The organism is Daeguia caeni (assembly GCF_042653845.1).
GTDB lineage: Bacteria > Pseudomonadota > Alphaproteobacteria > Rhizobiales > Rhizobiaceae > Brucella > Brucella caeni.
The window spans coordinates 1-14,412 of the sequence record NZ_JBHSEL010000048.1 but is presented as its reverse complement, the minus strand read 5'-3'; the positions used below and the strand labels follow the sequence as shown (position 1 = coordinate 14,412).

Here is a 14,412-nt window from a genome sequence, read left to right as displayed (position 1 = left end):
GAATGATTGGACATTGAAAGATGAGTGAAGAGAACACGCCAAGGGGCATGTTGACCATGCGCACATCGGCCATGCCGGCTGATGCCAATGCGGCTGGTGATATTTTTGGTGGCTGGGTGATGTCACAGATGGATCTTGCCTGCGGTATCCGTGCGGCTGAACGCGCCAAGGGCCGTGTGGTGACTGCTGCGGTGCGGGAAATGTCGTTTGCCAAGCCGGTGAAAATCGGTGACGTGCTCTGCGTCTATACCGATATTGTGCGTGTCGGCCGCAGCTCGATCACGCTGCGCGTTGAAAGCTGGGCGCAGCGCTATCTGTCCGATGTGATGGAACTGGTCACGCATGCGGAATTCGTCATGGTCGCACTGGATGCGAATGGCCGACCGACGCCGGTTCCGGCCGAAGAATAAGGCATCAATCACTGAAACGCCCGGCTTGTCCGGGCGTTTGCATGCCATCTCAGCGTGTTGAAGACAGGCTGTGCAGTTCTTCCTCTTCCGCAAGGCCGATGATGCGTTCGTGCGCAGGCTCTGCCGTAATGGAGGCCGTGTGCAGCGCCTGTGTGGGCCGCAGCGGTCCACGCGAGCCCATGCCCGGGCTGCAGCCAGCCACAAGCACCAGAGCCGAAACAAGGGCCAGAACAATACGGGTTGCCGACAAGGCGCGTTTCATGATGCCTTCCAGATTTGCCTTGTTCGCCTTACCACGCGAATATTGGCCAATCGTAAACAGTGAATGGTTGTGGCGCTGAAACGACGGGGCATTTCATTTGCATGATATTGTGCGGTACGCGACCCGATTTGCTGTAACCGGCTTTTGCCTGGCGACCTGATATTGGTGCAATTTTTACGCTTTGCGTTTATTTATGCCGGTGTTGCATGAATCTCCACAGAAGTTGCTTCCATGTCCTTTATCACATCGCCTGCCGTATTGCCGATCCTGCTGCTCATTGGTTCCAACGTCTTCATGACGATTGCATGGTATGGGCATCTGAAATTCACCAATGCGTCGCTGATCACGGTAATTCTGGCAAGCTGGAGCATTGCACTGGTTGAATATTGCATGGCCGTGCCGGCCAACCGCATTGGCCATGAAGTCTATTCGACCGCGCAACTCAAGACGATCCAGGAAGTGATCACGCTGGTGGTCTTTGCGCTGTTTTCCGTCTTTTATCTGAAGGAAGCCTTCACCTGGCATCACCTGCTTGGCTTTGCCCTGATTGCCGCCGGCGCGTCACTGATTTTCAGGAGCTAACCCTTCTGTTCAGCCAGTTCCGCAGGCGTTGGGGCCTCGTCGCGGCGCTTCCAGACCTGCGGCACCAGTTCAACCGCAAGCATGGCGATGAACAGCAGGCCGCAGCCGATGAAGCCGATGAAGGAAATGCGCTCGCCAAGAAAGATCGCGCCAAACAGGGCGGCAAACAGTGCTTCGGATGACAGGAAGATTGCTGCCTGTGCCGAGGTCGTATAGCGCTGGCCAATGGTCTGCAGGGTGAAGGCGATACCGGAGGAAAAGACGCCGGTGAACAGGATTTCCTTCCATGTCAGCATCAGCGCATTCCAGTTCAGTTCTTCGGTTGCCACGGCAAGCACCAGTCCCGCAGCAGCGGCCACGGCAAACTGGACACAGCTGATGGCAATGGGTCTTCCGCTGCGATTGGCAAAGCCGATCAGGATGACCTGCAGGGCCCAGAAGGCGGCGCCAAGAATGATGAGATAATCGCCGGTCTGCAGCGCAGTCAGCGCGCCGCCGGAAAGCAGGAAAATACCGACAAAACAGGCTATCGCGCTGGGCCAGACCACCGGATGTGGCCATTGCGCAAAGAACAGGACGCCCAGAACCGGCACGAACACGACATAAAGACCGGTCAGGAAGCCGGCATTGGTGACTGAAGTGGTGATCAGCCCGATCTGCTGCAAGGCAAGGCCGATGAAGAAGGCGAGGCCGACATAGATGAAGGAGAGATATTCACCCGGTCTGATCCTTGTCTTTGCCCGGCGACCTTCAACCAGCGCAAAGGGCAGGATGAAAAGCGAGGCGATGACGGAACGCACGCCAATGAAGAAAAACGGGCCGATGCTGTCCATTGCGGTTGATTGCGCGACAAAGCCCATGCCCCAGATGATGCCTGCCAGGAGAAGAAGGAGATTTGCCTGTACGCGCGTCATGATGGCCTCAGTCCGTGCCCGCGAAGTGAACCGTGAGGGCTGTCGGGGAAATTGGTGTGGTCGCGTTCCGTCGGAATGCGAAACATGTTGCGAAATGCCGTCAGGCCGTTTCGCAACCTAGCTATAGGCAATATTCCCCCTTCACGGCAAGGGGGTGCTCAAATGGAAGACAGATTGCAGCCTGAATGTGTAGGCTGGGCCTGCACGTCGGCCGACTTTGCGCATTGGCCGTCTGGGGAGAATTGCCAGTGTCCGTTTTTTCTTCGTGAAATGATTTCGGAAAATGCTATAGTCGGGCAAATCGAAATTCGAACGGTTCCAAGATCACATGATCTCGGTGACCGTTTTCTTTTTGTGCCTGAGGCCTTGGTGCTAGCTGGAGATTTCTCCATGTGCCGGGGCGCAAGGGTGGACGTTGAGGCATTTCGGCTCATGGCCGGGCGAAATGCCCGGCGAAGGAAAGGACTAGTGGGTATGGAAAAATTCCCTATGACGCCGCGTGGCTTTGCCAAGCTCAAGGAAGAGCTGCAATGGCGTCAGCAGATTGAGCGTCCTCGGATTATCGAGGCAATCGCTGAAGCGCGCGCGCACGGTGATTTGTCGGAAAATGCCGAATATCATGCTGCCAAGGAGGCGCAGAGCCTCAATGAAGGCCGCATTGACGAGCTGGAAGGCATTATTGCGCGTGCGGAAGTCATTGATGTAACGAAACTGACCGGCGACAAGATCAAGTTTGGCGCGACGGTTACGCTCATCGATGAAGATACGGAGCAGGAAAAGGTCTATCAGATCGTCGGTGATCAGGAAGCCGATGTGAAGGAAGGCCGTATCTCGATTTCCTCGCCTATTGCGCGCGCACTGATCGGCAAGAGCGAAGGCGACACGATCGAAGTCAATGCGCCGGGCGGTGCCCGTTCCTATGAAATCCTGAGCGTGAAATATATCTGATACGGTTGCAGGCCGGTTTCCGGCCTGAACATCCCTGCGATGGCGGGATCGCCCTGGCGGTTCCGCAACCGGCAAAACCAGAGTTGGTGCCCGTGCAAGTTCCGGTCCAGAATGTTGAAGTCATCGCGCCCAATTTCAAGCGCCGCCTGTCCGGTGTGACCTCGACAATCGTGCAGCTTGTTCCGCTGCAGCGCGCCATGGGTGTGGTAATTGCAACGCTTGGGCCCGGCTTGCCGGAGAATCTGCCGCATCTGCCGGCCTTGGCGCCGCTTGCCTTCTGGCAGCGGCCAAGGGGACGGCGTTTCCGCATCTGGCATGCGCGGCGCAATATTGAAATGCTGGCCGGCATTTTCATGCGCGATGTGCTGCGCATGAAGTTGCGGTTGATCTTTACCTCCGCGGCGCAACGCAACCACAAACCGTTCACCAAATGGCTGATTCGGCGCATGAATGCGGTGATTGCCACCAGCGCACGTTCAGGCAGTTTTCTGGAAGTGCCGCATCAGGTCATCATGCATGGCATCGACCTTGAGCGTTTTCATCCGCCGATGACAGATGAGGACCGTTTTGCCGCAGCCAACCTTCCCGGCAAATATGCCATTGGCTGCTTTGGCCGTGTCCGCCATTCCAAGGGCACGGATCTGTTCGTGGATGCGATGATTGCTCTCCTGCCACAGCATCCCGAATGGACGGCGATCATTACCGGCCGGGTGACAGCCGAGCATCAGGCCTTTGCCGATGAGCTCAAGGCACGCATTGCCGCGGCAGGACTGCAGGATCGCATCCTGTTTCTGGGCGAGGTGCCGGATGTGCGCGTCTGGTATCGGCGGCTGACACTTTATGTCGCGCCATCGCGCAATGAGGGTTTTGGCCTCACGCCGCTGGAGGCCATGGCGTCGCAGACCGCGGTTGTGGCAAGTGATGCCGGCGCCTATGCCGAGATGATTGTTGAGGGGACCGGCAAAGTCGTGCCTGCCGGCGATGGAGCTGCCTTGCGCGATGCGATCGCGCCTTATCTTGGCGATCCGGCCAAGGCTGAAGCCGAGGCTATCAATGCGCTGAAACATGTACGCGCGACATTCCCGTTGCAGAAGGAAGCTTCTGCCATCAACGCAGTCTATGAGCAGGTTTTCGCGGGACAATAGGCAGGTTCCCGTCCGCGGACCTTTGCAGCGGATACAGATCTTCGGCAAATCAAGCGTCAGAGAATCATCAGTGGCTCGTCCTTGACCGGACGGATGGTGAGCGCCGTACGCACCGAATCGACATTGGGGGCTGCGGTCAGTTCCTCGATGACAAAGGTCTGGAACGTGTTCAGATCGCGTGCAACGCAATGCAGCAGGAAGTCGGATTCGCCTGAGACCATCCATGCCCGGCGTACGAGCGGCCATTGCTTGGTGCGTTCGGCAAAGGCCTTGAGGTCTGCATCAGCCTGTCTGTGCAGGCCGACCGAGCAGAAAGCCACCAGATCCTGCCCGAGAATGGCGCCGTTCAGAATGGCGCGATAGCCGCGGATGACGCCGCTTTCCTCCAGCTTGCGCACACGGCGCAGACAGGGTGGGGCGGAAATGCCAACACGTTCGGCAAGTTCGACATTGGTGATGCGCCCGTTATTCTGCAACTCCCGCAGAATTTTCCAATCAATTTCGTCCAAATCGGCCTTGATCGGCATTGAGCGCTCCGCAAGAAAGGAAATTACGTTTCAATGAAATATAGATGACGAAGCCTGATGCTTGCCATATCTAATCTTGCTCTTATCAAATCGGGCCGGGCGGTGTAAACCGTCTACAGTTCAATTAACGCACCCAAAAGACACGTGTGAACAGGATATATATCGTCACCAGTTCCAGACGGCCGGCGAGCATCAGGAAGGACAGCACCCATAAGGCACCATCGCGTATGGTGGAAAAATTGCCGACCGGGCCGATCGTGTCGCCAAGACCGGGGCCGACATTGGATAGGGCTGTCAGTGCGCCGGTGAAGGCCGAGATGAAATCAAGGCCAAGGCTTGCCAGCAGCACGGCGCCAATGATCAGCGAGGCGCAATAGAGAAACAGATAGAGCAGCACGTTTTGAGCAATGTCGCCGGAGACTTCCGATGAGCCGTAGCGGATCTTGATGACGGCATGCGGCATGATCAGGCGGGCGAGATTGGCACGGGTCAGGTTCCACAGAATGATGAGGCGGTTCATCTTGATGCCGCCGGAGGTTGAGCCAGCACAGCCGCCAAGGAAACATGCGAGGAAGAAGATGCCGATGGCTGGCGGCCCCCATAGCGAATAGTCTTCCGTCGTGTAGCCGGTGGTGGTGATCACGGAAACGAAATGGAAGGCAGCGGCAATCAGTGCGTCGCCAAACGGAACATGGGAGCGGACGCGCAGGACAATGGCGAGCATGAAGCTGAAGACGATGATGATGGTCAGGAACAGCTTGACCTGCGGATCCCGCAGGGTCGCAGTGCGCTGCGGCATGAAGGCCTTGATATAGAGCACGAAGGGCAGTGCCGACAGCGTCATGAAGACGGTGGCAATGAGCAGAAGGGCCTTGTTGCCTTCATAAAAGGCAAATGAACTGTCATGCGTCGAATAGCCGGCGGTCGCAACGGTGGTCAACCCGTGGTTGATGGCGTCGAAAGTCGACATGCCGGCGGCGAAATAGGAAATGATGCAGGTGGCCGTCAGCGTCAGATAGGCTGAGATGATGCCCAGCGCGATCTGGTTCATGCGTGGCAGGATCTTTTCCGATTTGTCGGAATTTTCCATGTGAAAGAGCGCAAGACCACCGGCACGCAGCGACGGCAAGAGCAGCAGCGCCAGGCCGATGAAGCCGGCGCCCCCGATCCAGCACAGAAGCGAGCGCCAGAGCAAAATGCCGCGCTGCATGTCATCAAGACCGGTGAGCGCCGTTGCACCGGTTGAGGTCACGCCCGACATGGCTTCGAAAAAGGCGGTGCTATAGCTGATCGGAAGATGCGAGAAATAAAGCGGGATGGAGCCGAGAAAGGCCGCCGTCAACCAGAGGCTTGCCGTCAGCAGAAAGCCAAGGCGTGGGGTGAAGCGGGAGGCATGATCCTGAGTTGCCAGCAGGATGAGCGCCGACAGGGCCCCGGTTGCAGCCGATGAACGCACGAAGATCAGCCAGTCATCACTGCCGTCGCGCAGGTCGATGGCTGCCGGCAACAGCATCGCGACTGCCATAATAAGGCCGAAGCGCGCACATATATTGGCGACTGTCTTGTAAATGACCGGAGGCTCCGCTTTGTGACATCATGTTCTGACAGATTGATTGTCTGTTTAGCCTGAGTGTCAGCGCATCGCAATCAAGGAAAGGCGACGTGTGCTGCATTCCGGCGACAAGCCTGTGGGATAACGGCCGGCGCAATTTGCCAAACCTTGCAAAGCGTGGCGGTAAAACCTACTTTGCTGAAGTCATTGGGTAATTGCCAAATTCAAAGCGTTAGCGTCACAATCCGGTCCGGGAGTTCAGTTCATGTCACAGCGTCACGCGCCAGTCATCATCATCGGTTCCGGGCCGGCAGGCTATACGGCCGCCATCTATGCCGCGCGTGCAATGCTGAAGCCGCTGGTCATTACCGGCCTGCAGCAGGGCGGCCAGCTTATGATCACCACCGAGGTGGAAAATTATCCGGGCTTTGCCGAGCCGATCCAGGGGCCCTGGCTGATGGAGCAGATGGCAAAACAGGCCGAGCATGTTGGTGCAGAGATCGTCTATGACATCATTACCGAGGTCGAGACCACGGTGCGTCCATTCCGGCTGATTGCCGATTCCGGCACGGTCTATACCTGTGATGCGCTGATCATTGCCACCGGCGCGCAGGCAAAATGGCTTGGCCTGCCAAGCGAGCAGGCCTTCATGGGCGGGGGTGTTTCTGCCTGTGCGACCTGTGACGGTTTCTTCTATCGCGGCAAGGATGTGGTTGTCGTCGGCGGCGGCAATACGGCGGTTGAAGAAGCGCTCTATCTTTCCCATATCGCCAGGAGCGTTACTGTCGTGCATCGACGGGATGGTTTCCGTGCCGAGAAAATCATGCAGGATCGCCTGCTGGCACGTGAAAATGTTTCGGTCGTGTGGAACAGTGTTGTTGATGAAATCGTTGGCACGGAAGCGAAGCCGCCAATGGGGCCTGTGGTTACGGGTGTCCGTTTGAAGAATGTCGTTACGGGAGAAATCAGCACGCTTGATGCGCAGGGGGTTTTCATTGCCATCGGCCATGCCCCGGCGGTCTCGCTGTTTGAAGGCAAGCTGAAGCAGAAGCCAAATGGCTATCTGTGGACTGCGCCGGATTCAACGGCGACAGACGTGCCGGGCATCTTTGCTGCCGGCGATGTGACGGATGACGTTTATCGGCAGGCTGTCACGGCGGCGGGCATGGGCTGCATGGCTGCCCTTGAAGCTGAACGCTGGTTGGCAGCGCAGGAACCTCTGCATCAGGCAGCGGAGTAAAAGGGGGATTAAGTGGTCGCTCCACTCGATTGGGATAAACTACGCATCTTTCATGCTGCCGCCGAGGCAGGATCCTTTACCCATGCTGCGCAGACACTGCATCTGTCGCAATCAGCCATTTCACGCCAGGTGAGTGCGCTGGAGCAGGATGTCGGGGTACCATTGTTCCACCGCCATGCACGTGGGCTTATTCTGACCGAGCAGGGCGAAACGCTTTATCGCACGGCACATGATGTGCTGATGAAACTGGAAAATGTCCGTTCGAAGCTTGCGGAAAGTCGGGAAAAACCGACGGGCCATCTGCGGGTTACGACCACGGTCGGCCTTGGTTCCGGCTGGCTGATCGAACGCATCCAGGAATTCATCGATCTTTATCCCGATATCCAGCTGCAGATGATCCTCGACAATGAGGAGCTCGACCTGACCATGCGGCATGCCGACTGCGCCATCCGTCTGCGCCAGCCGCAGCAGCCGGATCTGATCCAGCGCCGCCTGTTTACCGTGCATATGCATGTCTATGCCTCGGCAGCCTATATTGCCAAATATGGCAAGCTGAATTCCGTGGCAGAACTTGACCAGCATCGCATCATCACCTTTGGTGAACCGGCGCCGAGCTATCTGACCGGGCTCAACTGGCTGGAAACGGCCGGGCGCTCCGATGGTAGCGCACGCGTGCCAGCGCTGCAGGTCAACAATCTCCTGTCCGTGCGCCGCGCCGTGCAGCGCGGCATCGGCATTGCGGTTCTGCCGGATTACATGGCCGACAAGGAATCTGGCCTGATCAAGATGCTGCCGGATCTTGAGGAAACACCGTCCTTCGACACGTTCTTCTGCTATCCGGAGGCGCTGAAGAATTCGGCCAAGCTCAATGCCTTCCGCGATTTCCTGTTCTCCAAGGCGAGAACCTGGAAATATTGATCGTTGTCAAAGCCTTGCAAAAGCCGCGCCGAGATCCTCAGCGCGGCTTTTGTCTGGCCTGATGGACGGATCTGCCTGATATTCTGACTGAAAGCCTGTTCTGTCCCGTGGTGCATCCTCTGGTGTGGGGTGCGCCGGTGCGCTGCCTTGAAAATTGCCAGATATTGCGAATCGTTAATACATGAAATGCCTTATTTGTAGGCAGCCTTGGCATTGATTTGCATCAAAAATGTCCTGCAAATTTTAACGGCAAAATGGATCATTCTCTGGAAATTGAAATAACCTACTGAAATTGTTTAATAATTAGAAAAAATACAACTATGCGTATTTCGCATGGCTGATCTGCAATAAAGTGGGATTGCAAAAACAATGAGCAAGATGCATATAGCAGTCATCTCAGCGCTGCGTTTCCTCCTCCCATTTGCGCAGGCTGGGTGTTCCCCTCTGGAGGTTTGCCGCAATGGCACCTTCAAACTTCAAGCCAGACATATGTCTGGCTTTTTTTTTTGCCTGTTTCCCGCTGAATGTCAGGCTTTGGTTCATGCGTCTGGCAGACATGAAAAAGGGGCCGTGCGGCCCCTTCATGGAATACTCTGTTCCGAAGCTCAGCGCAGGCTTGCGCAGAAGCGCTGGATGCGACGGCAGGCTTCTTCCAGAAGCGTTTCCGAGGTTGCATAGGAGATGCGGAAGTTCGGGCCAAGGCCGAAGGCCGAGCCATGCACGACAGCAACGCCTTCTGCCTCAAGCAGTGCGGTCACAAAATCCTCGTCGGTTTTGATGAGCTTGCCATCTTCGGTCTTCTTGCCGATCAGGTCGGCGCAGGACGGATAAACGTAGAAGGCGCCTTCTGGTGTCGGGCACTTGATGCCGCTTGCCTGGTTCAGCATGGAGACGACAAGATCGCGGCGGGCCTGGAAGATGGCCTTGTTCTTCGGAATGAAGTCCTGCGGGCCATTGAGCGCTTCAACGGCTGCCCACTGGGCGATCGAGCAGGCGCCGGAGGTCTGCTGCCCCTGCACCATGTCCATGGCCTTGATGAGCTGCAGCGGGCCGGCTGCATAGCCGATGCGCCAGCCGGTCATGGCATAGGCCTTGGATACGCCATTCATGGTAAGCGTGCGGTCATAAAGCTGTGGTTCAACCTGTGCCGGCGTCGTGAAGACGAAATCACCATAGGTGAGGTGTTCATACATGTCGTCGGTCAGGATCCAGACATGCGGATGGCGCAGCAGAACTTCGGTCAGCGCCTTGAGTTCGCTTTCGGTGTACGCTGCACCGGTTGGGTTCGACGGCGAGTTGAAGACCAGCCACTTGGTCTTTGGCGTGATGGCCTTGTCGAGCGCTTCGGCGGTCAGCTTGAAATTGTCTTCCTGACGGGTGTTGACGAAAACCGGCGTGCCGCCATTGATGGCAACCATTTCCGGGTAGCTCACCCAATATGGCGCCGGGATGATGACTTCGTCGCCCGGATTCAGCGTTGCCATGAAGGCGTTGAACAGGATCTGCTTGCCACCAGTGCCGACGATGACCTGTTCTGGCTTGTATTCAAGGCCGTTTTCGCGCTTGAACTTGGCGACAATGGCCTGACGCAGTTCTGGAATACCGGCAACCGGCGTATATTTGGTTTCGCCACGCTTGATGGCTTCGATGGCGGCCTGTTTGATATTTTCCGGCGTGTCGAAATCGGGCTCGCCTGCACCAAGACCAATCACGTCTTTGCCTTTGGCTTTCAGTTCGCGTGCTTTCTGGCTGACCGCGATTGTTGCAGATGGCTTTACACGGGAAAGGGCGTCGGCGAGAAATGCCATGATAGATCTCCATGAAGGCAGGCTCTGATAACCGGCTCGGCATGGCCGGTTTTGCGGATTTTCTATGTCGCATCACATGAAGAATCGCAACAGAGGAGTTGATAAAATTCCCGGCATTTGCGGCATTTCCATTCCATGTGTTGCGAAAACTTGCCGAAGCATCAGCGTTGCTGACCTATTTGCGCACAGAAACTGATTGGACGGCGATATCTGATCCATTCAGCATCGGGACAAAGGGAGAAAACCCATGCTCACGCCCTATGGTCAGCACGTTTCAGGCGGCGCATCGCGGCGAATTTGTCATGGAGGATTTTCCGGTGGTCAGGCCTAGCTTAAGCGGGCAGGGGCTGATGAAGGCCATGTGCCGATTGACTGGTTGCCGCAATGACAGGCAGGAAAAAGGCGGGTCAGAGCCCGCCTTTTTCAATTCCGGTATTGCTGCGATCAGGCAGCAACGAGATTGTCTGCGGACGAGCGGCCCGAACGACGATCCTGAACGATTTCGTACGAAACCTTCTGGCCTTCATCGAGTGTGGCAAGGCCTGCGCGCTGAACGGCGGAAATATGAACGAAAACGTCGCTGCCGCCCTGATCAGGCTGAATGAAGCCGAAGCCCTTGGTCGTGTTGAACCATTTAACTGTTCCCGTAGCCATGGGAAAATCCTTTGTAACCTAAGCGTATAATGAAAGTCCGTATGCTTCGCACACGTCCCCGTGGATCGAATTTATGGACAGGAGATCGTCAGGAAGCACGGCACGCCGTGCAGGTCGCAAAGTCACTCGACCGAAAATCGATGAAGGAACTATATGCGACAAATATGACCAATACAAGGTGGGCGATGCGATATCTCTCCGGCCAGATTCATTTTGTTAATGTCGTTGACTGTGAATTAGGGCAGCCGCAAATCATTTCTGCAGCGCAATCTGCCAGGGATGAGTTTGCCCATGATAAAGGAATATTCCACACCGCTTTCATCAATGTAATCAAATTCACAGCGGCTTCCGTGGCCTTGTGCGGTGCTGTCTGCCTCATGGGCTGAACTGGGCCCTGTGCTTGTCTCTGAGATCTGCCGGGGTGTCTGGTTGGTCTGGCCGTCGTCCTTTTCTGTTTCTCCTTTTCCGCTCGCAAGTGATTCTGCGGCAAAAAGAAATGACAGCGACAGGCACAGCGCAGATATACATGATGTTTTTAACAAAATATTTCTCCCAGCTGCATGATTTCCTTCAAACAAGACATCATGCAGCAAGAATAGTTTTAAAAATATCGCAATTAACGACAATAAAGCTGTTGCCCGCAGAAAGGGCGGCAATCGGTCAGGTTGTGTGTCAGGGCAGCCCGGATTTTCACGGAAAAGCTGAATTGCTCTAACATATTGTTATTTCGTCGTTCCGGATGGAAAACCGGTTTCCACTTTTCCCGGAACTGCTTTATGCGATGGGATCAAGTTTGCGGCGACGCAGGAAGTGAAATACGGACAAATGCAACAGGACAAGGACCAGCAGGCATCCGAACAGTGTGGAGGGGCGCTCAGGCCAGAAGTGCTTATGTGCAGCCTTATGGCAACAGCGGATTGCTGTCCCAGCTTTCCATGATGTTCGGTGCCTTCATGGCAACCAGAATGCGCAACAGGCTGATTGCGCTTGCGTTTAGTATTTTCATCCTCGTTGTGATCATTGCCGTTGCTCAGGTGGCGATCAACCGCTGGAACGAGCCGTTTTATGACGCGCTGTCACGCCGTGACATGCAGGGCTTTCTCTATCAGTTGCGGTGTTCTTTGCTATTGCCGGCAGCCTGCTGGTGCTCAATGTCTCGCAGACATGGTTCAACCTGATGTTCAAGATGAAAATGCGCGAAGGCCTTGCGCGTGATCTGGTTGACCAATGGCTGCAGCCAGGGCGGGCGTTCCGTCTGGCCAATGCCGGCGAGATCGGCATCAATCCGGACCAGCGCATGCATGAGGATGCGCGCCATCTTGCCGAAATGACCTGTGATCTCGGCATCAACCTGCTGCAATCGACCGTCATTCTGGTGAGCTTCATCGGTGTGCTGTGGTCGCTGTCGAGCGGCTTCGAGTTTCATGTCTGGGGCTATAGTTTCACCATTCCCGGCTATATGGTGTGGGCGGCAGTTCTTTATGCCTTGTCGGCATCCTGGATCTCGTGGCTGGTCGGGCGCAGGCTGGTTGAATACAATGCCGACCGCTATGCGCGTGAAGCCGATTTCCGTGCCTCGCTCATGCGGGTGAATGAGCATCTTGACGTGATCACCCTGGCGCGGGGTGAGGGGGATGAGCGCCGTCGTCTCAATCTCGATATTGATGCGGTCATTGCCGCCATCCGCCAGATCGTCACGGCAACGACCCGTTTGACATGGGTGAAGGCGGGCTATGGCTGGCTGACCGTTGTCGCGCCGATTCTGGTCGCCGCACCCGTCTATTTTGGCGGCGGGCTGACATTTGGCGGCCTGATGATGGCGGTCGGCGCCTTTGCCCAGGTCAATAATTCGTTGCGCTGGTTCGTCGACAATTTTGGCGCCATTGCCGATTGGCGCGCAACGCTGATGCGGGTTGCAAGCTTCCGCGAGGCGGTGCTGCGCATGGATGAGCTTGACCGGGTTGATCAGCGGGTGGAGCTGGCGGTCAATGAGCGGGACGAGCTGACATTCGACGATCTGGTTGTAGCTTTCCCGGACGGCTGCTCCAGGCTTTCGGAGGATCATGTCGTGATCATGCCGGGCGAGCGTGTGCTGATTTCCGGCGGCACGGCCATGCAGCGTACCTTCCTGTTTGGTGCGATCGGTGGCCTGTGGTTCTGGGGAGATGGGCGCATTGGCATGCCGGGATCCGGCAGGCTGGCCTTCCTGTCCCGCAGCCCCTATTTCCCGCCGGGCGATCTGAAGAGGGTGATGGCCTATCCGCTTGAATCCAAGATGTTTTCCGTTCAGGACATGGAATGTGTGCTGGAGCGGGTCGGGCTTGGACGGCTCAAATATTCGCTTGATCATGTGATGCGCTGGGAGCGGCTGCTTACGGAAGACGAGCGACAGAGCCTCGCCTTCGGACGGCTTATCCTGCAAAAGCCGCGCTGGATCATCATCGATGGTACGCTCGACAGTCTCGATACGGACACCTATTCGCGCGTGCGCGATCTGCTGGATACGGATCTGCGCGATGTGGCGATCATCCATCTTGGCAAGTCACAGCGCCATGACGGTCTGTTCGACCGCGAGATCAGTTTGGTGGATGCGCCGGATGGCAAGCCGCTTGACCTGCCATCCCGTCACAGATCGAAACGCAAATAGCCTCCTGATCATCGGTATTTACGTCACTGGCGGCGTCGACGCCGCAAAAGCGCACCACTTGACCCTTGCGGGGTTTTGTATCTGCCGCACCGCGTCAGCAAAACAGCCTGTTGTGGTGCAGACAACAACAGAATTATTTGTCTGCACTGAAATAAAATATATGCGCTTTTTGAAAATATCTTTTAATGTTTGGTTCAATTTTTGCTCAATATGAGTAACAACCAAATTTATTTATCTCATAGCTGTCTGAATAATATTTATTTTTGGAAAAATTTCAATAAATAATATTGTTTATATAATTGATGTTATATTAGATAAAATATTGATTTTATAACAATATTATATTTGCAATAAAATCATATTATGATGTTAAATTTTTGTAAAAATATTGTTATTGTTATATAGTTTAGTAAAAATAAAAATATGAATATATGTATATTTAATATACTGTATTATAATTTACAATATTATAATTAGAGAAGTTCCATTACAATAATAAGCTGGTATTGTTTTGCGATTGAATTATCGAGTTGCCTGGTTAATAAGGCCTTAAAAACAGTATTAATACATTTAGTAATAATCGAAAATAAACCTAATCGTTGTAGCAAACTTAAAGTAATTTAAATTTAATTAGGCTTGTGTGGTATGAATATTATAATTACAAGAAAACTTAAACGTATCCTTAATTCTGGTGTGTCTCAATTAAAGATAGTTTTGCTTTCTGCTCCCTTTTTTATGGTCGCGCCTGAGAGCCCGACCGAAAATTAAGTTGAGCGATTTCAGTAGTTTATGATTCTCTATGTTT

General features: G+C 54.8%; 14 protein-coding genes and 1 pseudogene. 9 read left to right on the top strand and 6 right to left on the bottom strand.

The genetic code is table 11. The features are described 5' to 3' along the window. Positions 1-20 precede the first annotated feature (20 nt). A complete protein-coding gene (locus tag ACFO1V_RS06405) occupies positions 21-410 on the top strand; it encodes an acyl-CoA thioesterase (protein WP_374832921.1) in 390 nt (129 codons plus the stop codon). 49 nt (positions 411-459) lie between these two features. On the opposite strand, the gene ACFO1V_RS06400 is transcribed toward ACFO1V_RS06405, so the two are convergent. After that, on the bottom strand, positions 460-672 hold the full coding sequence (locus tag ACFO1V_RS06400; protein ID WP_374832923.1) for a hypothetical protein: 213 nt from the start codon (positions 670-672) through the stop codon (positions 460-462). A gap of 231 nt (positions 673-903) precedes the next feature. On the opposite strand from ACFO1V_RS06400, the gene ACFO1V_RS06395 reads away from it, so the two are divergent. Further along, positions 904-1,254 carry a DMT family protein gene (locus tag ACFO1V_RS06395; RefSeq protein WP_374832925.1) on the top strand — a complete coding sequence of 117 codons (351 nt, stop codon included), beginning with the start codon at positions 904-906 and terminating at the stop codon, positions 1,252-1,254. Here the strand turns inward: ACFO1V_RS06395 and ACFO1V_RS06390 are convergent. Further along, positions 1,251-2,168 carry a DMT family transporter gene (locus tag ACFO1V_RS06390; RefSeq protein WP_374832927.1) on the bottom strand — a complete coding sequence of 306 codons (918 nt, stop codon included), beginning with the start codon at positions 2,166-2,168 and terminating at the stop codon, positions 1,251-1,253. The two genes, ACFO1V_RS06395 and ACFO1V_RS06390, sit on opposite strands and share 4 nt — an antisense overlap. A 474-nt stretch (positions 2,169-2,642) precedes the next feature. Between ACFO1V_RS06390 and greA the strand changes: the two genes are divergently transcribed. Together greA and ACFO1V_RS06380 are read left to right on the top strand one after the other, a co-directional pair. Beyond that, the gene (gene greA, locus ACFO1V_RS06385) at positions 2,643-3,116 is read left to right on the top strand and encodes a transcription elongation factor GreA (RefSeq protein ID WP_374832929.1); all 474 of its coding nucleotides are present in this window, start codon (positions 2,643-2,645) and stop codon (positions 3,114-3,116) included. 92 nt (positions 3,117-3,208) lie between these two features. Then, positions 3,209-4,261 carry a glycosyltransferase family 4 protein gene (locus ACFO1V_RS06380; RefSeq protein WP_374832931.1) on the top strand — a complete coding sequence of 351 codons (1,053 nt, stop codon included), beginning with the start codon at positions 3,209-3,211 and terminating at the stop codon, positions 4,259-4,261. 56 nt (positions 4,262-4,317) lie between these two features. On the opposite strand, the gene ACFO1V_RS06375 is transcribed toward ACFO1V_RS06380, so the two are convergent. Both ACFO1V_RS06375 and ACFO1V_RS06370 read right to left on the bottom strand, forming a co-directional pair. Continuing rightward, positions 4,318-4,788 carry an Lrp/AsnC family transcriptional regulator gene (locus tag ACFO1V_RS06375; protein WP_374832933.1) on the bottom strand — a complete coding sequence of 157 codons (471 nt, stop codon included), beginning with the start codon at positions 4,786-4,788 and terminating at the stop codon, positions 4,318-4,320. A gap of 124 nt (positions 4,789-4,912) precedes the next feature. Next, the gene (locus ACFO1V_RS06370; RefSeq protein WP_374832935.1) at positions 4,913-6,313 is read right to left on the bottom strand and encodes a TrkH family potassium uptake protein; all 1,401 of its coding nucleotides are present in this window, start codon (positions 6,311-6,313) and stop codon (positions 4,913-4,915) included. Positions 6,314-6,605: 292 nt separating this feature from the next. Here ACFO1V_RS06370 and trxB point away from each other — a divergent pair, with 292 nt between their 5' ends. Beyond that, a complete protein-coding gene (gene trxB / locus ACFO1V_RS06365; protein WP_374832937.1) occupies positions 6,606-7,580 on the top strand; it encodes a thioredoxin-disulfide reductase in 975 nt (324 codons plus the stop codon). A gap of 12 nt (positions 7,581-7,592) precedes the next feature. Continuing rightward, the gene (locus ACFO1V_RS06360) at positions 7,593-8,498 is read left to right on the top strand and encodes a LysR family transcriptional regulator (RefSeq protein WP_374832939.1); all 906 of its coding nucleotides are present in this window, start codon (positions 7,593-7,595) and stop codon (positions 8,496-8,498) included. 605 nt (positions 8,499-9,103) lie between these two features. Here ACFO1V_RS06360 and ACFO1V_RS06355 read toward each other — a convergent pair. Both ACFO1V_RS06355 and ACFO1V_RS06350 read right to left on the bottom strand, forming a co-directional pair. Further along, complete coding sequence (locus ACFO1V_RS06355) at positions 9,104-10,306, bottom strand: pyridoxal phosphate-dependent aminotransferase (protein WP_374832941.1); 1,203 nt, start codon at positions 10,304-10,306, stop codon at positions 9,104-9,106. A gap of 444 nt (positions 10,307-10,750) precedes the next feature. Continuing rightward, positions 10,751-10,960 (bottom strand): cold-shock protein, encoded by a 210-nt coding sequence (locus ACFO1V_RS06350; protein ID WP_374832943.1) that lies wholly within the window; start codon positions 10,958-10,960, stop codon positions 10,751-10,753. A gap of 41 nt (positions 10,961-11,001) precedes the next feature. Here ACFO1V_RS06350 and ACFO1V_RS06345 point away from each other — a divergent pair, with 41 nt between their 5' ends. From ACFO1V_RS06345 to ACFO1V_RS06335, 3 genes and pseudogenes are all read left to right on the top strand, one after another. Next, a complete protein-coding gene (locus ACFO1V_RS06345; RefSeq protein WP_374832945.1) occupies positions 11,002-11,346 on the top strand; it encodes a hypothetical protein in 345 nt (114 codons plus the stop codon). A gap of 35 nt (positions 11,347-11,381) precedes the next feature. Continuing rightward, positions 11,382-11,675: a hypothetical protein gene (locus ACFO1V_RS06340; RefSeq protein ID WP_380075070.1), complete on the top strand. Its 294-nt coding sequence runs from the start codon at positions 11,382-11,384 to the stop codon at positions 11,673-11,675. 61 nt (positions 11,676-11,736) lie between these two features. Continuing rightward, a pseudogene (locus ACFO1V_RS06335) lies at positions 11,737-13,607 on the top strand (ABC transporter ATP-binding protein/permease). Positions 13,608-14,412: the final 805 nt, after the last annotated feature.

Bases quoted from the DNA above. Each gene is read 5' to 3' on its own strand.
- ACFO1V_RS06405 (WP_374832921.1), top strand. From the start codon at position 21: ATGAGTGAAGAGAACACGCCAAGGGGCATGTTGACCATGCGCACATCG.
- ACFO1V_RS06400 (WP_374832923.1), bottom strand. From the start codon at position 672: ATGAAACGCGCCTTGTCGGCAACCCGTATTGTTCTGGCCCTTGTTTCG.
- ACFO1V_RS06395 (WP_374832925.1), top strand. From the start codon at position 904: ATGTCCTTTATCACATCGCCTGCCGTATTGCCGATCCTGCTGCTCATT.
- ACFO1V_RS06390 (WP_374832927.1), bottom strand. From the start codon at position 2,168: ATGACGCGCGTACAGGCAAATCTCCTTCTTCTCCTGGCAGGCATCATC.
- greA (WP_374832929.1), top strand. From the start codon at position 2,643: ATGGAAAAATTCCCTATGACGCCGCGTGGCTTTGCCAAGCTCAAGGAA.
- ACFO1V_RS06375 (WP_374832933.1), bottom strand. From the start codon at position 4,788: ATGCCGATCAAGGCCGATTTGGACGAAATTGATTGGAAAATTCTGCGG.
- ACFO1V_RS06370 (WP_374832935.1), bottom strand. From the start codon at position 6,313: ATGGCAGTCGCGATGCTGTTGCCGGCAGCCATCGACCTGCGCGACGGC.
- trxB (WP_374832937.1), top strand. From the start codon at position 6,606: ATGTCACAGCGTCACGCGCCAGTCATCATCATCGGTTCCGGGCCGGCA.
- ACFO1V_RS06355 (WP_374832941.1), bottom strand. From the start codon at position 10,306: ATGGCATTTCTCGCCGACGCCCTTTCCCGTGTAAAGCCATCTGCAACA.
- ACFO1V_RS06350 (WP_374832943.1), bottom strand. From the start codon at position 10,960: ATGGCTACGGGAACAGTTAAATGGTTCAACACGACCAAGGGCTTCGGC.
- ACFO1V_RS06345 (WP_374832945.1), top strand. From the start codon at position 11,002: ATGCTTCGCACACGTCCCCGTGGATCGAATTTATGGACAGGAGATCGT.